This is a genomic window from Anaplasma ovis str. Haibei (assembly GCF_002214625.1).
Classification (GTDB): Bacteria; Pseudomonadota; Alphaproteobacteria; order Rickettsiales; family Anaplasmataceae; genus Anaplasma; species Anaplasma ovis.
In genome coordinates, this window is the sequence record NZ_CP015994.1 from 368,365 (window position 1) to 390,200 (window position 21,836).

Consider the following 21,836-nt stretch of genomic DNA (forward strand, 5'->3'; position numbering starts at 1 on the left):
TGGCACTCGCGTGTGTATTGCAGGCACTAGCTGTTTGGAGCATCTAGTCAGGTTTAGGATGGGACAGGCTTCAGGCATTCTTGTTCGTCCTCAGTAGGATATAAAACGCGCCTTTCCCCCCGTGTGCGGGGATTGCCTGCCTGTAGTAGAGCACCATGTCGACTATGGAGTCTGACTGCAACCATCTATGCAAATTGCTCTTTAGGCTGTTATTACCAGAATTTTTACTTCCCCATCCCGTTATAACACGTATGCATCTGTCTCCAGATTGAAAGCTGCTCTTTACACACTCTATCAGCTCTTCACATGCGGAGGCTTCGCTGTATCCGTGCAGATCTATTACCTTATCTATTGGGTATTTTCCCTTGTCAACTCTGGCCTTGGTTCTGGCGTCTATGCCGGACAGCAACCCCGATTCCTCTGTACAAGCGTACAGGCTCGGTGATGAGCGACGCCCCTGTACCTGAGTCTCAACTACGGCGCAAACACTCCCACGTAGAGTTGAGGCTGAGCTTTCCGTTCTTCGAGCGAACGTCCGCTTCCCATTGCCACCTACGCAGCCAAAAGGCCCGCTAGGCCCGTTCGTATCTGTTAGCTTCCTACCAGCAGCGACCCTTTTCTTACCCTCAGTGATAGGGCGAGCAAGCTTGGCAACGCTCCGCCACCATATATCATCACCTGGCCCGGAATCATCCGACTCACGCTCATCCATAACAGGCACCACACTCTCCGCAAACACCCTGCGCAATTGGCAAATAGGCAGCAACCCAACTGGCCGTACTGGCTGCCAAATATGGCGTTCCCCATTAAAGCCCTACTCACCCCCTCCTGAGAAAAATTTCTCCTGATCAAGAAATGCAGCGGCACTGGGATCTTTCTCCCTAAAGCCCTTGCCCACTTCCTGGCCAGGTGCGCTCCTAGGAGCGGCTTGGCTACTGCGTGCAGCCGCAATTTCCCGTGCGTTAGTAAACTCCTCAAGGTATTTTCTACACCTATTTACTGCCAGCCTAAAGACGGCAGCGAGATCTAACTGTTCGTCCACTATTTCGCGCAACGCAACCACCGTGTTCTTGTCTCCCTTACGTGCAACTGCAGTGCACGCTCCAGAGCTTAGCTCATGCGCCCTCTGGCTGGCCAAGATCACCAGCCTGAATCTGTTACTATCGTAGCAAGAGAAATACCCAGAATCACCTTCCCGCATTCTATACCATAAACTGTAAAAAACCCCGCCAAATTATACGGACCCATAGCATGCATTGCAACACAATACCTTGTCCTATAAGCGCTCGTAGACGGCATGAGAGTGGCAATCGCTGCCATGCGCTGCGTGCCAAGCGTGCCAGAGTAGTACAGCCTCAGGCCGCCCAGCTGTAACCAGTTTAAAACTAACTTGGGGTGTTGTATTTGAGAGTTTTGTGATAATGTGTCTCCGCAACATTAGGTGACATTCGGCATAACACAGCGCACCGCGGCGAGGTGTGGTCTATACGTGCATGGTGTGCAGCTGGGTTTTAGATTCAAAAGATGGTGCAACAACGCCGAGCAAGGGGTGCTCCGCGCGCATTCCCAGATTAGTAGTCGTCTTTTGACAGTACTATAAGATTTATTGCGTCCAAGTTGTCTGCAGCCTGTTCTTCCATGTTTGAGAGCCCGGTCTTTCTCATTGAGACTGAAAGTTCTATTTTGCAGTGTAATCTGAGCAGAAATACCAAAAGCCTTTCTAGTGAAAAACCCGCAGCTTTGCCGTTGATGATTTGAGAGACTTTTGGCTGATCCACACCGAGCACCTTAGCTGCCGCTATCTGGTTCCACTGACTTTTGTGTATTATTTCCTTTATTATGCCCAAGATTTGAGGCTTTATCTTTTGTCCACTGTGTGCATGCTTTTCTGTCATAGAGCTCTCCATCCGGTATATGGAATTTATATCTTTTTGCGACTACATTTTATGCAACGAAAGGCATACCAACAGCCGATCCGATGCTTATCTAATAACGCTGTGATTATAGCTTACGTAGAATGGTATCATATTTATATACAATTGATTAATTTTCTAATAAAGCATAGGTCAAACTTGTTGCGTCAGGCAAATCAGCCTCTGCTTAGGGTTGTGATTCTTATGACAGTTATATACTAACAGTGCACACACTTATGCATGGCAAATATGCATTCCGGTGTAGGGTTTGTATGCTATGGTTGCATATTTTTATGTGTTAGGTTGTGGTGTACTTAGTAGGCATAACGTTTATAATCTGAACGGCATGTTAATTTGTCAGCGGGTTGGAATTTATTTGGTATGAGTTATAACTTCAAGCTTGTAGAGCAAGAAATACAAGGACGGTGGGATTTTAAAATTGCGGGGAATAATGGAATAAACTGCTATGTTTTAGGGATGTTTCCTTACCCCTCTGGAAATATCCATATGGGGCACATACGCAACTACACAATTGGTGATGTAATAGCCAGGTACAAACGTGCGCACGGGTTTAAAGTTCTGCACCCCATAGGATGGGACGCTTTTGGGCTTCCCGCAGAGAATGCTGCGCTGTCATATGGAATTAACCCTGCTGTATGGACTGAGAGCAATATAGAGTCTATGCGCAAACAATTGAAGTCTATTGGAATCTCGTACAATTGGGATAGGGAGATTGCCACCTGCAAGGAAGACTATTACAAGCACGAACAGGCATTTTTTCTCGATTTCTTGCAGCACGGTCTCGCCTACAGGAAAGAATCTTGGGTAAATTGGGATCCTGTAGATAACACAGTGCTAGCTAACGAGCAGGTTGTAGACGGCAGAGGTTGGCGATCTGGTGCCAAAGTCGAGCGTAGGAAATTGTCTCAATGGTTTCTAAAAATTACCGATTTTGCTGACAGCCTGCTCAACGGACTAAAAACTCTTGATGGCTGGCCGGAGAAGGTCAAACTAATGCAAGAGCGGTGGATAGGCAAGACCGAAGGGGTTGTGCTTGAGTTCACAACCAGCTGTGGACAGAAGCTGGAAGTGTTTTCCACCATGCCACATATGCTGTTCGGGGCGTCATTCTGCGCAGTATCGGCCGAGCATCCTATATTGCAGCATATTACTGATAAGGCCTTTTCCGAACGTGTGCGCGGCATTATTGAGCGTTCAGGTGATGATGAAAAACAGAAAATCGGTGTGGATACCGGGCTTTTCGCAATGCACCCACTTTTGGACCGCAAACTGCCAATTTATGCTGCAAACTATGTGCTATCAGAATACGGTACCGGTGCGGTTTTTGGATGTCCTGCGCATGATCAGCGAGATTTTGAATTTGCGGTTGCGCACGGCCTTGGCATATATCAGGTAGTGTTTCCTGATGATGGTGTGCATTATGATTTGCAGAAAGAGGCTTATTCCGGTGATGGCACGTATAAGAACTCTGAATTTCTGAACGGCCTCAGAGTCGGCGAGGCTAGGAGTGCCATGGTACAGAAATTAGAGTCTATGGGTGGCTGTAGGCGGGTTACGAACTACCGTCTGCACGACTGGGGCATATCCAGGCAGCGCTATTGGGGGTGTCCTATTCCGGTGGTGCACTGCGAGCAGTGTGGTATAGTGCCGGTGGATAAGCGGGACCTACCTATATCTTTACCCAAGGAGATAGATTTCTCAAAGGGGGGGAACCCTCTTGATCATCACCCCACATGGAAGCATGTGCAATGTCCGAAATGCCAAGCGGGTGCCCAACGCGAGACGGATACTTTTGATACCTTTTTCGAGTCATCCTGGTACTTTGCAGCGTTTTGTAGCGAGGGGGGAGGGGTCAACGCAGCTGATTGCAACAAGTTGCTACCTGTGGACTATTACATAGGTGGAATAGAGCATGCTGTACTTCATCTTCTTTATGCGAGATTTTTCTGCAGGGCGCTTAAGAAGTGTGGATATCTGGAAGTTGAAGAGCCTTTTCGCAATTTGATTACGCAGGGCATGGTTTGCCACTCTGTGTATAGAGATGCTTCGGGGAATTATCTGTTTCCTGAGGATGCACAACGCATGATCCTCGATGGTGAGACCGTACAGCGCGGGAAAGTTGAAAAGATGAGCAAGTCAAAGAAAAATGTTGTGGATCCCAGCAACATCATAGAGAAGTACGGAGCCGATACTGTAAGACTGTTCATGCTGTCTGACACCCCGCCTGAGCGCGATATTGAGTGGTCAGATGTTGGAGTAGAGGGTGCATGGAGGTATTTAGAGCGGTTATGGAAACTGTTTGAGGACAACAATTCCATAAGTGCGGATTTCGATACTACCGGTGTAGAGGGCAAAGACCGTACCTATCTATCTGGCGTACACAAAATTCTTCGGGGCTTAAGTGCGGATATGGAGTACTGCAGGCTCAACTGTGCGGTTGCCAAATTCAGGGAGATGAGTAACACAATTTTTGAAATGGTAAAATGTGGTGTGAGCCAACCAGTTATTAACGAATCGGCATGCATTTTGCTCAGGGTGATGGAACCATTTATCCCACATATAGCCGAAAAGTTGTGGGAGCGCATAGGAGGTGCGGGCATGTTGTGTAATAGGCAGTGGCCGTCTGTGCGGGAGGATTTGTTGACGGAAGATCTCGTCACGATTGCGGTGCAGGTGAATGGCAAGCTGTGTAGCACACTCAGGGTAAGCACCCAGTGTGACGGTGAGGGGGTAAAAGCGGAGGCGTTGAAGGTTGCGCAGCGCAAGCTTGGTGATAAGGAGGTGCGCAACATTTACTTTGTGCCTGGTAGAGTTGTGAATATTGTAACAAAATAAACGCGCACTAGTTTATGCATGTCAACTCCTCAGCTATGTTTTTGTACAAGGTTTCAAATCATAAAGAGCGGCGTACCCGCACGTGCGGGTGTAACGTGGATGCAGCAAAGGTTGTGCAGCGCAAGCTCGGTGATAAGGAAGTGCGCAACATTTACTTTGTGCCTGGTAGGGTTGTGAATGTTGTAACAAAATAAAAACATACCAAATTTTCCGTATAGCCCATGCACGCCGATCCCAAGCCATATTTGCGGTATGCGGTGTCTACATATGTAAGATCTCCTGTCTCATGTGTTATTCGCGTGCTTGGTGGCTAGTTGCGACATGGCGGCGGTGTGCGGTATTGTGCCTCCAGGGATACGTGTTAGAATGTGACAACTTTTTGGTTGGGTTTTTATGTGATCGTAGATTCACACTGCCATCTCAATTACTTTGATGATTCCACAATACAAGACGTAGTAGACCGGGCGACAGATGCCGGTGTGGCGCTTATGCAGACTGTTTGCACTACGCTGAGTGAATTCCCAACACTGCTGAAGATTTCTAATAACCATAAGCAGGTGTATGCATCAGTGGGGGTGCATCCTTGTAACTCGGTTGAGGGGGAATTGGCTTCAGTTGAGGATTTAATTGAGTTGGCAAAGGGAGAGAAGGTTATTGGGTTGGGGGAAACCGGGCTTGACTTTTACAAGTACAAAGAGGACGGCGCGGACCGCCAGGAGAAAAATTTTGTGGCCCACATTTCCGCGGCGAGGGAGTCAGGTTTGCCGGTAATAATTCATTCTAGAAATGCCGATGCAAAAATGGCGGACATTTGTGCTTCTGAGATGAAGTTGGGGGCATTTAAAGGTGTTATGCATTGCTTTGCCTCGTCTATGGAGCTTGCAAAAAGCTCGTTGGATGTCGGACTATATATATCATTTTCTGGTATACTGACCTTCAAAAACGCTACTTCCCTCAGGGAGATTGCTAAGTTCGTGCCCAGGGACAGGGTCCTGGTGGAGACGGATTCCCCGTTTTTATGTCCCGAGCCCCATCGGGGCAAGACAAATTCTCCAGCGATGACGAAACTTGTTGTAGAATGTCTATCGCAGATTTGGGGGGAGACTGTAGAGGTTGTGAGCGAAATCACCACTAGAAACTTCTTCACACTGTTTGACAAGTGTTCATGTCACTACAATGCGCAGTAGTCCCATAATTTGCGCACTGGATATGATGGATATTGCCCGCGCACTTGAGGTGACCAGGGTAATATCAGGCAAGGTTGCCATGGTAAAACTGGGGCTAGAGTTCTTCACCGCGTACGGTATTGCCGGCGTGCAGAAGGTTATCGAGCTCGGTGTGCCCGTGTTTCTTGACCTGAAGCTTCATGATATTCCAAACACTGTGGTTAGGGCAATACATTCGGTGAGAGGCCTAAACATTGCCATGCTTACCATCCACGTGAGCGGGGGTAGGGACATGATGCGTGCGGCGGCCGATGCCTTGTCCGAGACCAATATACTTCTTGCCGGGGTCACGATTTTGACGAGTATTGGCGGTGATGACTTCACAGATTTTGGGGTACAGGGGTCTTTGGAATCTCACGTCATTAGGCTAGTAGACCTTGCTGTAAGTGCGGGATTACGAGCTGTGGTGTGTTCAGCACATGAAATTGGCGCGATACGCAGTCGGCATCCAGATGTTACACTTGTTGTTCCTGGAATCCGCTTTGATTCTGGAGTTGATGACCAAAAACGCACAAAAACACCCATTGATGCGCTGTCAGATGGGGCAAACTATCTAGTTGTAGGTCGCCCCATAACCCAGAGCCCGGATCCATTGGCTGCGATTGACGAAATTCTCCGCTCCATAAAAATGTACTGATCCCGCTTTGATTGGTACGAATTGCTGTCTCCCGACGTCGTGTACCACGGCTTGCTGCGTGCAAATGGGGAAAAATTTTCCCTTGTGGTTGTGGCCGAATGTTTACTACGGCCTGAAGAGGGCCTTTGGCGCGCCATCATACTTTTTTGGCATATACTTTTCGTCATGCTTTGCTAATACCTCATCTGCCACGAACTTTCCATGGAGCAGTCTTCCCCTTACCACGGCGCCTACGCCTTCTCCGAATAACGGGGGAAGCATTCCAGAGTAGACCACATTGAGCTCAGTGTTAAAATCCGTCAGATCAAACGATATGCCGTCGGTGTTTCTGGTTACGCTGCCCTTAACCACCATACCGCCCACCCTTACCGGTAGGTTAGACTTCCCGTGCGAACCCGACAATAGCTCGCTGGTGGTGTAGAAAAAAGATATACTCTCCCGCAGTTCAGACAGTATGAACAGCAGAGCGCATCCCACAACACAGAATGACGTAAGGACGAAAAGCAACCTTTTATGTTTCCTTTTCATTCTCTGTTGCCAAGACCTTTCTCAGCATCTTTCTAACCCCGCAGTAGTCATTCACCAAAAACGCCGCGAAGAGAAATAATGCGGCAAAGCCAAGCGAATATGCTAAGTATACTGGATGCATCGCTGTGACCCACAATATCTATCCAGGGTGGCATGATCAGTTACGTCGGAGCCGACTGGGGTTACCACGATGTATCCCTGCCCCAGAAGCTGTGTGTCGTACGACCGGCAATTACCATTCGATGACCTAACGTCATGAATTGTATATGACACTTGGTGCACATCGTCGCTTGTGCTCTCATGCCGCTCCACACATGGTTCCCACTTTATGTTACTGCTGTCATGCCCGGTAAATCTGACGCCCTGCACATCCGAGCACGGAATATTCACGCTCATGACGCATTTCCTGTCCCATCTTGTATCACACAGCAGTCGCTTTACCAAGGCCAATGCCGATTTTCTAGAATTCTTCCACAACGCTTCATCATTAACATTGTTCTCACAGCGCTTGCCGTTATACTCCTGGCTAATCGCGATTGCTGTGATGCCCATTCTGGAAGCAGCGCGGGCCGCGGCAATGGTGCCGGAATATGGTACTACAGGGCCCGTATTGGCTCCGTAGTTAATGCCTGATATTACCAAGTCTGGCTGTTTTCCTACCTTGATCATTTCGTGTATTCCAACCACCACACTGTCAACAGGGGTGCCATACACCGCGAATTCTTGAGCGCTCACCGTGCGTACCTTAATAGGAGTCCGTACGCTCAATGACTTGCTTGCTGCACTGCGATCATGCGTGGGTGCTGACACCCAAACCTCAGTGAATGATTCGGAAACAATACCCCTCAAAACACGCATACCCACGGAATCAAAACCGTCATCGTTCGTGAGTAAGACTCTCATCCATACCGCTACATCAAAAAACTCCCCAGTGTAGCACAGATCATTCTCGGGTGCAGTCCTCTTTTTTTTTTTTGCTAAGGCTCCTGGATTACTAAACATTGTGGCGTATCTCTCTGCTTTGTCAGTAAAGCAACAGGGCTTTGGGGTGTTGCGTGCAGGGCACGATGGATGAGGGAAACGCTGGCTCCCTATCACCACAGGGCAGCATGTACACTTTCCCATTGCTGAGACCGCCATAATTGACGTAAGCCAGGGGCGGATGCTATCCACCGCGCTGTGCCGTACTCTGGACTACCACTCCGAAAAGCCGATATGAGCGCGAGCAGGCCGAGGGGGCTGTATTACTTGTCCCCTTTCCACGGAGAAGTGGCGTCAAAATTGCGGAAGTCTTGCTGCAGATTTACCGGCTGATACACTACTTGCTTCTTTTGAATATCATACCTAACCTCATCATAACCGGTCAGGGGGAAGTCTTTTAACATGGGGTGACCAGAAAAACCGTAGTCAGTTAGAATTCTCCGCAGGTCTGGGTGTTTGTCGAACTTGATACCATACATGTCGAACACCTCACGTTCGAACCATCCAGCTGCCCCAAACACCGAAGTAACAGATGGGATGTCACGCCCCTCAACCAGAGGCACCTTACAACACATTCTAGCATTAAATACTACGCTCAGCAGCATGTATACTACATCGAACCTAGCCTCCCGGGCTTGATAGTCTACAGCGAATATGTCGGTCAAAATTTTGAACTTGCTCTTCTCGTTATCCCGCAACGCAGTAAGACGCTCAAGTAAATTTCTAGCTTCCAACTGGCACTCTAACACCCCGTCGCTTCTGACTTCAACCTCCTGTTTCAGAATCTTACTTGCGTTCTTTCTCACAAGTTCTACACTCTTCGTCATGGCCCCTACGCTTCCCCCGTCCCAGAGTGACTCCTAAGTATTTTTTGCTGTAAACACAAAATTCCGTAAAGCAGGGCTTCTGCAGTTGGCGGGCAACCCGGAACATAGATGTCCACAGGCACTATGCGGTCACACCCACGGACGACTGAGTATGAATAGTGATAATACCCACCACCGTTAGCGCAACTTCCCATTGAGATAACATACTTGGGTTCCGCCATTTGGTCGTACACCCTGCGCAGCGCTGGTGCCATCTTGTTTGTTAAAGTTCCGGCTACTATCATAACGTCCGCCTGCCTGGGGCTGGCCCTGAACATTACACCATATCTGTCAAGATCGTATCTGCTGGCCGCTGTGTGCATCATCTCAACCGCGCAGCAGGCGAGGCCGAACGTCATTGGCCATAATGAGCCGCTGCGGGACCATCGTACCACGCTGTCGGCCAAATCAGAGAATTTGGTAACGACAAAGCCCTTGTCCTTGTAGCCCTGCCACAGCTCCTGCTCCAATACCTGGTGTTGCTGGTTCTCCATGGTTTTACTCCCACTCCAGGGCGCCGACGCCCCACTCATAAACAAACCCCACGGTGAGCAGCCCCGTGAAAAACACCATGGACCAGAACCCAAACGCACCAATGGTGCCTAGGCACACAGCCCACGGGAATAAAAATGCAACCTCCACATCAAATACGACGAACAGAATTGCCACGACACAGAATTTTATGTCAAAAGAGGAGGAGTCAGGTGCTTCGCTCTGATCAAACCCGCACTCATACGGAGATAACTTGCCGACGCTGTCTCTCTTCCCAGCCAGAAAGGCGGGGAGCACGGCGAATGCTGAGGATACCATTGCAGCAAGCATGATAAACAACAGAACTGAAGAGTAATCACCGATGCTTGGCATGGGCAACCTACGCCACTTTAAGGACATCCCAGATTCTTGCAAATTTCTCTCTAGGTGTCAATTTCAATGGCTGCAGGTGGGATGTGATCGCTAGTGCCATTTACTGGCCCGTAGTTTGAGTATGTTGTGTGCTGCTACCCCGTTCCAATTCCCTCCCCTTTTGTTTTGCTTTAGAGGCTTGGTGAGGTATGGGGCAGGGGGTACTCGTTGTACCGAGAACTGTTATGCGTGTTGTCGTTTTTAGTTTCCGCTACTCTAACTTTATGTTAGTGATCTCGTTTAACCACGCCCGGTTTAGGGGGAAGCACTGTTTTTGTATGTGATGGGGGATAGTTTTTACCATCCCTGCCGTGGCGTTGTACGATTACGCCTTAGCATTTTGTAAGTATTGTAACAAATACTGCGCCGTTATGCTACTTGGGTATTGTTTAACTAGCTCTGCCGGAGGGCCAAGTGCTACTACACTTCCTCCTCTATCACCGCCTTCTGGGCCTATGTCTATTACGTAATCTGCGGTTTTTACCACGTGCAGGTTGTGCTCTATCACCACAACTGTATTTCCGAGTTTGGCCAGCATGTGCAAAATGCGCAGCAGGTTTTTCACGTCGGAAATGTGCAGGCCGGTTGTTGGCTCGTCAAGAATATACAGAGTCCTTCCGGTGGAGCGCTTAGACAGCTCCTTTGAAAGTTTGACTCTCTGTGATTCACCTCCGGAGAGTGTTGTGGATGGCTGCCCTATTCGCACATAGCCCATACCGACTTCCCGCAGGGAGTTTAGTTTTTCTTTGATTAATGGAATTGCATTGAAACATTCCAGCGCCTCATCCACGGTCATACAAAGCACATCCGCAATGGACTTGCCTTTGTATGTGACATCCAATGTTTCTCGGTTGTATCTGAGGCCGTGACACTCTTCGCACTTCACGTACATGTCTGGCAGGAAGTGCATTTCAATTCTAATGTATCCGTCCCCCCTACACGTTTCGCATCTCCCGCCTTTGGCGTTGAAAGAAAACCTACCCATGGTGTAACCGCGCGACTTTGCCAACGGAAGCCCGGCGAACCACGTTCGTATGTGTGCAAACAATCCAACATAAGTTGCCGGATTCGAAGCAGGAGTTCTACCTATGGGAGACTGGTCAATTTCTATCACCTTGTCTATATTCTCTAAACCCAGTATGGTGTCACACTCTATGTCTGGCCTTATGGGCCCTCCATCAACTCTGTGTAGCGCGTATCTGTAAAGAGTGTCCCAAACCAGGCTCGATTTTCCACTGCCAGAGACTCCTGTAACACAGGTAAAGCTACCAATAGGGATCTTCACATCCACGTTTTGTAGGTTATTCTTCCTAGCCCCCTTTATTTCTATCCAGCTTGTGAAAGACTTTTTCCCTTTGGGAGCGTCTATACGCATCTTACCACTTAAATACTTTCCGGTTACACTTTCGCTACTTGCCGCTATATCCTTGGTTGTACCCTGAGCAACTATCTCTCCACCGTTGGTACCCGCTCCAGGGCCAATGTCCACTATATGATCTGCGTTTAGCATCATCTCGTCATCGTGCTCAATGACTACCACAGTGTTGCCCATATCTCGCAGATTTTTCAGCGTATTGATAAGTAGCGCATTGTCGCGCTGATGCAGCCCTATTGACGGTTCGTCAAGTACGTATAAAACTCCGGTAAGGCCAGAGCCAATTTGCGATGCCAATTTTATTCTTTGGCTTTCTCCCCCCGAAAGAGTTCTAGATTCACGATCCAAAGTTAGGTGGCTGAGCCCGACATTACTGAGGAATTTTAACCGCTTTACCACTTCCTCCAGCAGCTTTGTGCAAACTGCGTTTTCATATTCAGAAAGCTTGCTTGGTAGGCCATAACACCACGTGATTGCCTCATCTACCGAGAATGCACACACTTCGCCAATGTGCTTACCATCTATTTTTACTGATAGAGACTCTGGAGATAGGCGGAAGCCCATACAGTGTGGGCATGTGCTAGAAACAGAGTACCTTTCGGCAATCTTTTCAGCTACTATATTACCACTTTCATTTAGTAGGCCTAATATACCCCTACTGCCTGCTGGTTTGAACTCCGTATTTAATATTCCTTCCTCATTACCGAATAGGATCATGTTGCGAAGCCCCTCATCCATCTTGCACCATGGGACGGATAGATCGATAACGTGCATTTTTGCAATGAGGGCTATCTCATGCGCGCATTGGTGGGCAAAACTGGCTCCGTGATAGGGATGGGCAGGCAGCCTCATCGGCCCCATAGGGTCAATTGCTCCCTCGAGTATTGATAGCTCTGTGTTGGGAACGACCAGATTGATATCTATTGCGTGATTTCTACCCATGCCCAAGCAATGTTTACATGCCCCGCAGACCGTGTTGAAGGAAAATAATCTGGGCTCCACTTCTCCCACGTGAAACCCGCTTTCCGGACAGATAAAATGTTCTGAGAACACCAAAATCTGCCCAGGCTGGTACTCTTGCGTGACACAATCCTGTGGGAGCGATACTATTTCAACATGTATTATTCCCTTGCCGATTAACAGCGCATTTTCCACACTATTTGGTATTCTGTTAGATTTTTCTTGGGTAATCACGATCCTATCAACCACCACGTAAATTTTATGTGCGCTATCTTGCTGTAGTGGCGGTATTTCGTTTATGTCATATACCGTGTCATCAATCTTTAAACGTGTGTAGCCGAGTTTCCGTATTTCAGCTATTGATTTTAAAAATTCCCCACCCCTTGTCTGGGTTATCGGAGCCAGCATATGCAGCTTAGTACCTGTCGGCAGCCCAACAACTTCTTGAGCAATTCTGGATGCGGACAACCTTGATATAGGTTTGCCGGTGGCCGGAGAATGAGGCACACCGATCCTGGCGTACATCAGTCTGAGGTAGTCATGAATTTCTGTTACTGTAGCAACAGTAGATCTCGGATTTTTATGACAGTGTTTTTGGCTTACGGATATTGCAGGTGACAACCCGTCAATATGGTCAACATCGGGTTTGGCGTGCAAATTCAAAAACTGTCTTGCATAGGGGGACAGGCTTTCCACATATCGCCGCTGCCCTTCCGCGTATAAGGTATCAAACGCCAGGCTAGACTTACCAGAACCACTGACTCCGGTGATGACTACCAACTTGCCTTTCGGGAGATCCAAATCCACGTTCTTAAGATTATGCTGCCTGGCCCCTCGGATGCTTATCACTCCACCAGACACTGGTTACACCTGCTTGCTATAGGGACTAAACTAACAACTTTTTGGCAGTAACGCAACCCCGTCGGAAACAAGGTTTTGCACTTCTGTGTCACGCCCAAAACGCACCGTTTTAGCTTTGTTGAGTATGGCGTTAACGAAATCCACCTCCGCGTCCTCCAGCGCGTAAGATGCAATATCTACATACTCGTTTATGACAACACTTTCACTGGTGCTAAAACACAGCAATTCGCATATACCAGCCCTCATTATAGACAGGCTCACCAGGTTTATTCTGTCCATGGACCAGTTCTTGTTAATGTGCTCAGAAATTGTAGCGTCAATTTCAGAACATCTAGCAAGCATAGACCGGAGAATCTTGGTCAACAACTTCTTGTCCACTCTCCCCAATCCAAAAACGCCACGCATCTCGCATAGATGCTCTAATAACCCGTCCAAATCCTCTGTCGCGTAGGAAGAGAACATCATGGAATATGCACCCTGTACGGCAAGAAATCTGGCAGAAGTCTTGCCGGAATACCAGGGAAGATCATCAGATGTGCTGCCTACTTCCATAAACTTACCCGAGAAACCTCTTGTACAATTCTATCATTCTCAATACAGCCGCAGCCGCGTTGCCGCCAACATCCTTGCCGTTTGGGTCTGCCCTTTCCATGGCGAGCTCCATGCTGTCGGAGGTTATAATACCAAACCCCAAAGGTACTGCATGTTGCACTGCAATATCTCCTAAAGAGGCTGACACAGAGGACGAGATAACATTATGGTGGTTGGTTGCTCCTTTGACAATACATCCGAGTGCTATATAGCCATCATAGCGCTCCCGATCACTCATGATTGCGAATGAGATTGCTGCAGGTACCTCGAAAGACCCAGGTACGGCTATGACCTCATGCCAAACGCTAGCCGCGCCGTAAGACTGCAGCCTCGCGACCGCACCAGCTATCATGAGCTTGGATATTTCAGGGTAAAAATCCCCAACGGCGATCAAAACGCTCAAGCTGTTCTGCATGCCCACCCCCATATGCACTTCATACTTCTTTACGCGGAATTGTTGACGAGATCTTTTCTATCGAAAATAAAGCGGCGTACAAACAACTGCTGCAGGATGGTTATCACGTTGCTGCATATCCAATAAAGCACCAACCCGGCTGGGAAGGAAGAAAATATGAATACAAAAACATACGGCAGAAACTTCATGACGCCGTAGGGATCCTGGGCAGCTTGGTCTTGTTGGTTAATCTTCTGCTGTAGCACCATGGTTATGCCAAGTATAACGGGCAATACTCCCACGCATATCGGAGGATCAAACTGCAATAGTCCGAAGAGATTAAAAAGATTTGCTGTATCATGGCTGGATAAGTCTTGTATCCAGGCGAAAAGCGGGGCGTGCCTCATTTCTATGGTAACAAACAAGACCTTATATAGGGCAAAAAACACCGGTATCTGAACCAATATCGGAAGGAAACCAGACATGGGGCTAACGCCGTGCTTCCTAAACAGCGAAGAAATTTCTTTGCTGATTCTGATATCATCAGTCTTATACAGCTCTCTAATTCTGGAAATCTCCGGCTGTAGCTTTTTTAGCTTGAACATAGAGACATACGATTTACTAGAGAGAGGAAAGACCACAAGTTTGATGGCAACAGTGAGCATAACAATCGCCAGGCCAAGGTTCCCGACCACCTTGTGAAAGTACTGTAACAGCCGGAACACCGGCTTTGTAATGAAGTATAACACCCCGAAATCCACGGCCTTATCGAACAACGGTATGCTAAGCTCACTACGGTAATTGTCCAGTGCCGCCAACTCCTTAGCTCCTATGAAAAGCTGTGTTGTAACCTCTGCTTTTCCTCCAACCGGAATTGTGCCATAAGACCTACTGAAATCCACCTGGAAGTGGTCGGCGTCATTTCTGGGAACGTGCTTAGCGCGGAAAGCCAGCTTGCCCTTGTCAGATGAGGGGATCAAGGCTGCAAACCAGTATTTATCTGCCAAACCAATCCAGTGGTTCCCAGTGCCCTCATGCGCCGCGCCAACTTTTACGCCACTACCTTTTTGCAGGTCTTTATAAGTCCATTCCTGCAAGCCGTGGCCAAAACTCCCTATAGCACCCTCATGAGATATCCAGTATGACTTGCCGTCCTGGGTGTGTGCCTTGTTTATCCTGCCATAGTATGACAAATGCAGAGCCTCCCCCGTGGAGTTTTCTACCTCCTGAGATACGCTGAACATGTACGCCCTGTCTAAAGCAAACCTCAGTCTGAAAACCAACCCTTGCCCATTGTCCCAGCGGAGAGTAGCTGAGCTTTCGTTAGTAGCTCCAGAGCCTTGCTCAACCTCCCACAGCGTATTTTTATCCGGCACCTTTGTTTTGTGCTTAGGGTCGATCCACCCGAACTCCACTATAGAGTCTTCCCGAGTACCCTCTGGTGACATAAGAACGACATTTTCGGAGTGTTTGTCTGTGCTTACCCGGTATTTTGTGAGAGAGACGTCATCCACCAGAGCGCCTCTCAGAGATATGGAAGCGCTGACACTGGTGTTGCCCAACCTGACACGTGGCACTGAATTTATCACATCGGCCCTGGGCCTGTATTCTGCAACATCCATTGCTTCTGGAATCAGTGATTCCGAGACCACCTCTTTTTGTTGCTGAGGATATTCCCTAGCCAATACTCTTTCATACACAAACCTCCACCCCACCATAACGGCGATAGAGGCTACTACAGCGAGCACCAAATTACGAGCTTCTGACATATACAAAACAATAACTGGTCGTACCGGTGATTTGCCCACATTCTGCTTAAAGCGCCACAACCGGAGGATTGAGGCTAACATATAAACCACTACAAGGCAATACGGATATATCGGGGTTTGTGCAACAGCGCAACTAAAGTCGCTTACAGGGCGTGCTAATGAGAGAACATCTTACCAGCAACACGCGCCCATGCTGTATAACTAGACCTGATGTGCTGGTATGGCGCACATAAAAACCACAGACCTGCGGATTGTGCCGTACAGACGCCGCGCGTCACCGCAACCCGATCTGCGCGTTATGCCGGGTAAACTACAGATACTATTTTTTACTTGTCTCCACACCACTAACGGCCTTGCGGGTTTTGGACATTTTTGCCGCGGTGCTGCGCGCACTTATGTACGCATAGTAAATACTGCCTATTGGTATGGAGACGAAGTACAATACGCCCATCAGGGGGAGTATGACCCACGGGTTTGTGATCGCAAGCACCATCAGCACGGCAAGAAGTGTGACTAACATATAAAACCACCGCCGGGGAATATTGTGATGCTTGGCTGAGATGGTTGGAATATTACTCACAGACAAAAACGCAACAAATGCCAAGTATGCGGAGACTGTGTTTTTGTTTAAAATTTTGTCTGACACCCACCGCATGTCCCCATCATAGAATGTCAGCATGACTGGAATCAGTGACAACAATGCGCCTATTGGGGCTGGCACTCCGACGAAGAAACATTTCCTCCAATCTTCCTTCTCGTCTTCGTCGTACAGAGAAACATTAAACCGCGCGAGCCTTATAGACATACATACCACGAATATCATAACCAGGACCCACCCCACTACACGCATGCTGTAAAGTAGCCAGAAATACAGCAAAAACGCTGGGGCGACCCCAAAACTAAGAAAGTCAGCAAAGGAATCAAGCTGTGCGCCAAAATTTGTAGCAGAATTTAGCATCCTCGCCACTCTGCCATCTAGGCCATCTATGAGTGCGGCCACGACTATGAAGATCACAGCTGGCTCCCACTGCCCAGCAAACGTATATCTTATGGAAGTGAGCCCGGAACAAAGCCCCAGCATGGTCACCATGCTGGGGAGCAATCTTGTTATCGATGGGGAGCCGTGGCCAGCCCTTTTCTCCCTCGTTTCGTCACTATTCATGAGGTGGTGACCGCAAACTGCAGGTAGCGAGACTAGCACAAATGTGCTCTACGGGCAATCTATACCTTGTCGAAAGTCAGATCCTTATGAACAGCAGCTATATCAGCGTCAAGAGAAGCGACTATGGTCTCTCCACCCACTACTGTGTGACCTTCTGCCACATATATTGGAACCCCCGCGGGGAGGTAAATGTTCATCCTACTCCCGAACCTGATAATCCCCATCCTGGAACCAAGTTTTGCAACTTTTCCGGTTTCTAAGTCACACACTATTCTGCGTGCCAGCACCCCGGCGATCTGCTCTACTACTACGCTGTGGCCACCTACAGATGATTCAATCACCGCTCTTACGCGCTCATTCTCATTTACTGCTCCACCTGAACCTGCAGAGGAAAAACTACCGGGGCGGTGTTCAATACACTTAACCGTTCCAGATACAGGTACGCGATTAACGTGCACGTCAAACAAACTGAGAAAGATGCTTATCCTAGTGACCGTCTTACCGTCGTCCAAAGGGGACTCCACTTCCACAATGGAGGTAACAACCCCGTCTGCCGGACTCACTACCAGTGCATCGTTCATCGGCACGACGCGCATGGGGTCACGAAAGAAATAAGCGCATAGCGCTGTTATCATCGCGAAAATTACGCCCAAACTTGAAGAGAGCGCGAAACCAATGCACGAACAAAGAAACGCCAGGCATATGAACGGATACCCATGCCTGTGAATACTAGGAAAACTCATGTACACTACTACATACCGAAAACAACTCAGATATTAAGGGGTTATTACAAGGATTGCAATTTCTCTGTGCCCAACCATACGTAATTTAAATCTCTAGCTACTAAAACACCGTGTATATAAATCGTGAATATATATTATGCAACTACTTCTAGATGCAATAGCTACCATAGGCAACTATAGCGCATTGTAATAAAGCCTGCAGGCATGTGACTCAATGCTATGCTGCGTGCTTCTTACTCAGGGTGGGGCTGTAGCGGACTAAATTTAACTCCTATGAGCGGTGGTCAACCCACAAAGATGTGCATTTTTCCAGAACACTATTCTGTTTTAGCCTATTGTGTAAGAACTCAAAGTTCACCGTATTGGCGCATTGGTCTTGATTTACGCAGCTGTATACAAAGCTCTCTTTGCCGGTTGATGGATCAACATGATGCTGAATACACTGCCCACATATTCCTCCCATCATGCATTGCATGGGAGAGTTAATCGAGGCCAAAATCTTTATTTGTTCTTTGAAATATGAACGTAGCCTTCCAGCCAACGCACTAGAAATTGCAGACATCATGCCGCTGGATCCCACCATTATTACTCTGTCTATTGATTGTAATTTTATTGTAGAGTTTTTTGAGCTACTGTAGGCCTGGATTGCATCAATAATGTTCCCGTGGTGCGATATGTCCTCCGGCCTTTCGTGCTTGATGATGCCGTCCTCACAACACCATACGGTTATGTGCGATGCGACTTCTATAGAGCGCATTCCAAAAACGCCTTCTAGGCTTCTGTACCCAGCAAAATACAAAACCTCGCATCCACTTGATATCAATGCTTTACCTATTGAAAATAACACCGCGTTTCCTACACCTCCGCCTATAAGCATGACGGTCTCATTACTCGGTATTTCGGTAGGAGTGCCTGCGGGCCCCATCAAGCTCACTAACTGCCCCTCACGCAGTTGGCTACATAACCTTGAAGATCCTCCCACATCAAGTACCACAACGGTTATTGTACCATTTTCCTTATCCATAGAGGCTCCAGTGACCGCCACCCCCTCCATCAGAAGCTGTGTATGTCTGGCGTGCGGATGTGCGCTGCCGAAGTTTTGCAATCTGTAAAACTGCCCAGGTTTGAATTTTCGGGCCGCGATAGGAGAGTGTATTGTCAGCTCTATTATGTTTCGTGCTAAATGGGTGATAGAGGTTATGCGTGATAAAAAATGCCCGCGGACTGACTCCAAAAACGTCTCGCTGCTTTGGTGTGTGGAGTGCCTTTCCAATGCCTCCGTCACAAGTTTATATCCATTTTTTGCACTTGCCAGTGCCTTGACCACACTACCTTTATAATGTGGGTGCAGATCTCCGAAGGCGCTTATTGTTCCATCATGAGAAACAAAAAAGCTCTGTTCATCTGATAGTGCGGTTTCTAAGTGGTTGTGACCTGCTACATCTTTTTTGGGGCTGAAGAAGATGTTACGCTCTTCTAGCATGCGACGTCCCTCGTGCGTGCCCACTGCGATTATGACGCTCTTTGCTGCAATGCACCTTTCTTTACCTGCTGCGTCCTTTACCGCGACGCCGGAGGCGTGGCCGTACTTATCTAGCATTATTTCACTTGGCTCCATGCTTTCGGCAAAATACACCCCTTCGGACATGGCGTGTTCCAGTTCTGCGCTGTTTAATTTGTATGCGATTGAGGCATTCAGGCTCTTGCGGTAGATGATTGTTACTCCCCCCCAAGACTGCAGAAGTGATAGGAGGTCGGGTTTTCTTTTTTCTTGTCGTGCTTTTGTTCTTTCCTCCCTAATTTCGCGTGCGTGGCTTATGAATTCGTGAGCAATCGCCCGTTCTTCCTCGCCCCATGCGTCCTCTACTCCATCCTTGCCCAGCTTTTCTACGAGAGCCTCATACCTTGATAAAAACTGTTCGACATGCACTGGGTAGTATGCAAGCAACTCAGTTGCGGCATCTACTGCAGTTAATCCACCACCAATTACTACCGAAGGAAGCCTGATTTGCAAATTGGTGAGGGAGCTGCAATATGCTGCGTTGCCTAGGTGTAACGACATAAGAAAAGAAGACGCCGTCATTACTCCTTTCGCAAGCATGTTTTTCATTTGTGGAATTTTCGGTGAACCGGCTCCCGTGGCAAGAGCGATATGATGAAAACCCATTGTGAAAGCATCTTCAATGCTTATTGTGCCGCCCAAGCGCACTCCGCCATACATGGCGAAATTTTCTCTCCTTTCAAGAAGCAGCCTTGCAACTTTGAGATAATTCTTATTCCATCGGGCTGTAATTCCATATTCAGATACTCCGCCAAAGCCGTATGATAGCCTATCATCCAGGTTTTCGAATAGCTCGCTTTTGGCATCTTTGACCAGCTCAAAGTCACATTTTTGGTTTGTTGCAGTTGTGCCGGATAAATGCTCTGGCAATGCCTCAATTTTTAGTCCATCAATTGCGACGACGTTATGCCCTTCATTCAGTAAGTAATGGGATACACCGATGCCAGCGGGGCCGAGGCCTACAACCAAGACATTCTTCCCAGTGGACTGTTTAGGCAGTACACTTGTGAAAGAAAGCGGATTCCACCTGGTGAACAGAGAATATATTTCGAATCCGTAGCTGAGGTTCAGTACATTATCTAGTATATGAGTTTCTACGTAGGGAACGTCTACGGGTTGCTGCTTTTGGTATATACATGAGCGCATGCAGTCATTACAAATGCGGTGGCCGGTCAATGCGCACATCGGGTTGTCTACTGCAATAACCGCAAGTGGTGCCACAATGAGCCCTTGTGCCCTTAAAAGTATTGCTTCAGAGACTTTTACCCTAACTGGGCACCCGCCCATAGGGATGCCAAGCTCAGAAGTCTTAACATTTCCCAGCTTGTCCACAATGCCCTTGGAGCAGCTGTCGCGCTTTTGTTTATGACACGTGATGCAATAGTGTACTTCGCTCAGTGCCCGTTCTGATGATGGCGGCTTCGCTATGTTAAAGCCTTCTCTTACCGTGAAAGTCTTCGCCGTAATTAAATTTAGCCCGAATTTCTGTACCGTATCTGTGGGAATTAGGTTGTTAAAATCCGTCTTATTTGGTACGTGAAACAGCGTGGACTCGCTACCCAAGTGTACCATGTATGACGCATATTTTGCTGCGACGTCTAGCTGAAACTCGTATGTTTCTGGCTCTTCCAGCCAAAGATTTACTTGCTGTGCAAAACTGTACTCTTCAATTGGGATGCTGAAAAATTCCGACAGTGTGTCTGCTATTGTGGTTAAGCTCAACCCTTCCGGGCTACTGTATTTTTTGAGAGCGTAGCGGTGCACGAACGTTCTTTTACACTTATGCAGCGCGAGAGATTTTTTGTGCATATCCCAATCACGCTCCATCTCTGCCTCGATGCCGAACAACTTTGCCACAAATTGCTCCAGTACATACGCCAGCTCGATGATTATTTCAGAGTCTCCAACGCCTTTGCTGCGCGCGTCTATTAGCTGCTCAAATAACGTGGTACTATGCCTCTTTACAGCATCGAGGAACAGCCCGTCTAGCCTCTCCAAGCCTGCATGGGAATACAGGCTTTCCCGGCTTACCGCGTCCGTGCACCTGCGGCTGTCTGTCGCCGTATCTGCAGGCCCAGCTACTACATGCATGTGTTTGCTCGTGAAATCATACCCGTACGTTCTGCCACCGCGAAATGTACCTGCGTACTACGAGATTGTACACATCCACAGTGCACTGCATGCCGGCTACTTAGCCAGCAACCGCGCTGGGGTGGACCCACGCACATTAGTAATACACCCGCGGGCAGGTCGCCCAGTATATGCTATTACGTCTAATATTCCAAGTGGTTGCCATTAATGCGGCCGTATCCCGCTAGCTGGCGTTTGTGGCATTCGGGTTTATTTAGATAGGTAATGGGTCTTGCCTCTTACCTTAATTATAAGGGTGGTTATACGTTCACGCCTCATTATGGACAATACGTCAGCTTTGAATGAAATGCAGCGAGCTCAATCTTTGGGATTTTGTCGTGCTAGAGAATGAGCTGTGTGCCGCACAACCAGCACCGTTG

At 48.2% G+C, this 21,836-nt stretch carries 18 protein-coding genes; 3 read left to right on the forward strand and 15 right to left on the reverse strand.

What is annotated here, in order from left to right; translation table 11 throughout:
• Window positions 1-70: 70 nt before the first annotated feature.
• The 3 genes from AOV_RS01505 to AOV_RS01515 form a co-directional block, all read right to left on the reverse strand.
• Window positions 71-712, reverse strand: a complete 642-nt coding sequence (locus tag AOV_RS01505; protein WP_075139458.1) for a Smr/MutS family protein — start codon at window positions 710-712, stop codon at window positions 71-73.
• 102 nt (window positions 713-814) lie between these two features.
• The gene (gene rpoZ, locus AOV_RS01510) at window positions 815-1,201 is read right to left on the reverse strand and encodes a DNA-directed RNA polymerase subunit omega (protein ID WP_075138850.1); all 387 of its coding nucleotides are present in this window, start codon (window positions 1,199-1,201) and stop codon (window positions 815-817) included.
• Between the two features lie 370 nt (window positions 1,202-1,571).
• On the reverse strand, window positions 1,572-1,895 hold the full coding sequence (locus AOV_RS01515; RefSeq protein ID WP_117374508.1) for a helix-turn-helix domain-containing protein: 324 nt from the start codon (window positions 1,893-1,895) through the stop codon (window positions 1,572-1,574).
• Between the two features lie 399 nt (window positions 1,896-2,294).
• On the opposite strand from AOV_RS01515, the gene leuS reads away from it, so the two are divergent.
• From leuS to pyrF, 3 genes are all read left to right on the forward strand, one after another.
• Complete coding sequence (gene leuS, locus AOV_RS01520; protein WP_075138852.1) at window positions 2,295-4,769, forward strand: leucine--tRNA ligase; 2,475 nt, start codon at window positions 2,295-2,297, stop codon at window positions 4,767-4,769.
• 395 nt (window positions 4,770-5,164) lie between these two features.
• A complete protein-coding gene (locus tag AOV_RS01530; RefSeq protein ID WP_075138854.1) occupies window positions 5,165-5,956 on the forward strand; it encodes a TatD family hydrolase in 792 nt (263 codons plus the stop codon).
• Window positions 5,946-6,632: an orotidine-5'-phosphate decarboxylase gene (gene pyrF, locus AOV_RS01535; RefSeq protein WP_075138855.1), complete on the forward strand. Its 687-nt coding sequence runs from the start codon at window positions 5,946-5,948 to the stop codon at window positions 6,630-6,632. Before AOV_RS01530 ends, pyrF begins: the two co-directional genes overlap by 11 nt.
• Before the next feature lie 105 nt (window positions 6,633-6,737).
• Here the strand turns inward: pyrF and ccmE are convergent, their stop codons facing one another.
• The 12 genes from ccmE to AOV_RS01595 form a co-directional block, all read right to left on the reverse strand.
• Window positions 6,738-7,160 carry a cytochrome c maturation protein CcmE gene (ccmE, locus tag AOV_RS01540; RefSeq protein WP_075138856.1) on the reverse strand — a complete coding sequence of 141 codons (423 nt, stop codon included), beginning with the start codon at window positions 7,158-7,160 and terminating at the stop codon, window positions 6,738-6,740.
• A 102-nt stretch (window positions 7,161-7,262) separates the two neighbouring features.
• Entirely contained in the window at window positions 7,263-8,063 is an 801-nt protein-coding gene (surE, locus tag AOV_RS01545; RefSeq protein WP_075139459.1) for a 5'/3'-nucleotidase SurE, read from the reverse strand.
• A gap of 341 nt (window positions 8,064-8,404) precedes the next feature.
• Window positions 8,405-8,968, reverse strand: a complete 564-nt coding sequence (locus AOV_RS01550; protein ID WP_075138857.1) for an NADH-quinone oxidoreductase subunit C — start codon at window positions 8,966-8,968, stop codon at window positions 8,405-8,407.
• 5 nt (window positions 8,969-8,973) lie between these two features.
• The gene (locus tag AOV_RS01555; RefSeq protein ID WP_075138858.1) at window positions 8,974-9,501 is read right to left on the reverse strand and encodes a NuoB/complex I 20 kDa subunit family protein; all 528 of its coding nucleotides are present in this window, start codon (window positions 9,499-9,501) and stop codon (window positions 8,974-8,976) included.
• Between the two features lie 4 nt (window positions 9,502-9,505).
• Window positions 9,506-9,871 (reverse strand): NADH-quinone oxidoreductase subunit A, encoded by a 366-nt coding sequence (ndhC, locus tag AOV_RS01560; protein WP_117374401.1) that lies wholly within the window; start codon window positions 9,869-9,871, stop codon window positions 9,506-9,508.
• A 364-nt stretch (window positions 9,872-10,235) separates the two neighbouring features.
• A complete protein-coding gene (gene uvrA / locus AOV_RS01565) occupies window positions 10,236-13,106 on the reverse strand; it encodes an excinuclease ABC subunit UvrA (RefSeq protein WP_117374402.1) in 2,871 nt (956 codons plus the stop codon).
• A gap of 30 nt (window positions 13,107-13,136) precedes the next feature.
• Window positions 13,137-13,658, reverse strand: coding sequence for a transcription antitermination factor NusB (nusB, locus tag AOV_RS01570; protein ID WP_075138860.1), 522 nt, complete (start codon window positions 13,656-13,658; stop codon window positions 13,137-13,139).
• Window positions 13,659-13,662: 4 nt separating this feature from the next.
• The gene (locus AOV_RS01575; protein WP_233497202.1) at window positions 13,663-14,112 is read right to left on the reverse strand and encodes a 6,7-dimethyl-8-ribityllumazine synthase; all 450 of its coding nucleotides are present in this window, start codon (window positions 14,110-14,112) and stop codon (window positions 13,663-13,665) included.
• A gap of 29 nt (window positions 14,113-14,141) precedes the next feature.
• On the reverse strand, window positions 14,142-15,860 hold the full coding sequence (gene yidC / locus AOV_RS01580; RefSeq protein WP_075138862.1) for a membrane protein insertase YidC: 1,719 nt from the start codon (window positions 15,858-15,860) through the stop codon (window positions 14,142-14,144).
• 319 nt (window positions 15,861-16,179) lie between these two features.
• Window positions 16,180-17,022, reverse strand: coding sequence for a CDP-diacylglycerol--serine O-phosphatidyltransferase (pssA, locus tag AOV_RS01585; RefSeq protein ID WP_075138863.1), 843 nt, complete (start codon window positions 17,020-17,022; stop codon window positions 16,180-16,182).
• A 59-nt stretch (window positions 17,023-17,081) separates the two neighbouring features.
• The gene (locus AOV_RS01590; RefSeq protein ID WP_075138864.1) at window positions 17,082-17,765 is read right to left on the reverse strand and encodes a phosphatidylserine decarboxylase; all 684 of its coding nucleotides are present in this window, start codon (window positions 17,763-17,765) and stop codon (window positions 17,082-17,084) included.
• A gap of 271 nt (window positions 17,766-18,036) precedes the next feature.
• Entirely contained in the window at window positions 18,037-21,417 is a 3,381-nt protein-coding gene (locus tag AOV_RS01595; protein ID WP_075138865.1) for an FAD-dependent oxidoreductase, read from the reverse strand.
• Window positions 21,418-21,836: the final 419 nt, after the last annotated feature.

Bases quoted from the DNA above. Each gene is read 5' to 3' on its own strand.
- AOV_RS01505 (WP_075139458.1), bottom strand. From the start codon at position 712: ATGGATGAGCGTGAGTCGGATGATTCCGGGCCAGGTGATGATATATGG.
- rpoZ (WP_075138850.1), bottom strand. From the start codon at position 1,201: ATGCGGGAAGGTGATTCTGGGTATTTCTCTTGCTACGATAGTAACAGA.
- AOV_RS01515 (WP_117374508.1), bottom strand. From the start codon at position 1,895: ATGACAGAAAAGCATGCACACAGTGGACAAAAGATAAAGCCTCAAATC.
- leuS (WP_075138852.1), top strand. From the start codon at position 2,295: ATGAGTTATAACTTCAAGCTTGTAGAGCAAGAAATACAAGGACGGTGG.
- pyrF (WP_075138855.1), top strand. From the start codon at position 5,946: ATGCGCAGTAGTCCCATAATTTGCGCACTGGATATGATGGATATTGCC.
- ccmE (WP_075138856.1), bottom strand. From the start codon at position 7,160: ATGAAAAGGAAACATAAAAGGTTGCTTTTCGTCCTTACGTCATTCTGT.
- surE (WP_075139459.1), bottom strand. From the start codon at position 8,063: ATGAGAGTCTTACTCACGAACGATGACGGTTTTGATTCCGTGGGTATG.
- AOV_RS01550 (WP_075138857.1), bottom strand. From the start codon at position 8,968: ATGACGAAGAGTGTAGAACTTGTGAGAAAGAACGCAAGTAAGATTCTG.
- AOV_RS01555 (WP_075138858.1), bottom strand. From the start codon at position 9,501: ATGGAGAACCAGCAACACCAGGTATTGGAGCAGGAGCTGTGGCAGGGC.
- ndhC (WP_117374401.1), bottom strand. From the start codon at position 9,871: ATGCCAAGCATCGGTGATTACTCTTCAGTTCTGTTGTTTATCATGCTT.
- nusB (WP_075138860.1), bottom strand. From the start codon at position 13,658: ATGGAAGTAGGCAGCACATCTGATGATCTTCCCTGGTATTCCGGCAAG.
- AOV_RS01575 (WP_233497202.1), bottom strand. From the start codon at position 14,112: ATGCAGAACAGCTTGAGCGTTTTGATCGCCGTTGGGGATTTTTACCCT.
- yidC (WP_075138862.1), bottom strand. From the start codon at position 15,860: ATGTCAGAAGCTCGTAATTTGGTGCTCGCTGTAGTAGCCTCTATCGCC.
- pssA (WP_075138863.1), bottom strand. From the start codon at position 17,022: ATGAATAGTGACGAAACGAGGGAGAAAAGGGCTGGCCACGGCTCCCCA.
- AOV_RS01590 (WP_075138864.1), bottom strand. From the start codon at position 17,765: ATGAGTTTTCCTAGTATTCACAGGCATGGGTATCCGTTCATATGCCTG.
- AOV_RS01595 (WP_075138865.1), bottom strand. From the start codon at position 21,417: ATGCATGTAGTAGCTGGGCCTGCAGATACGGCGACAGACAGCCGCAGG.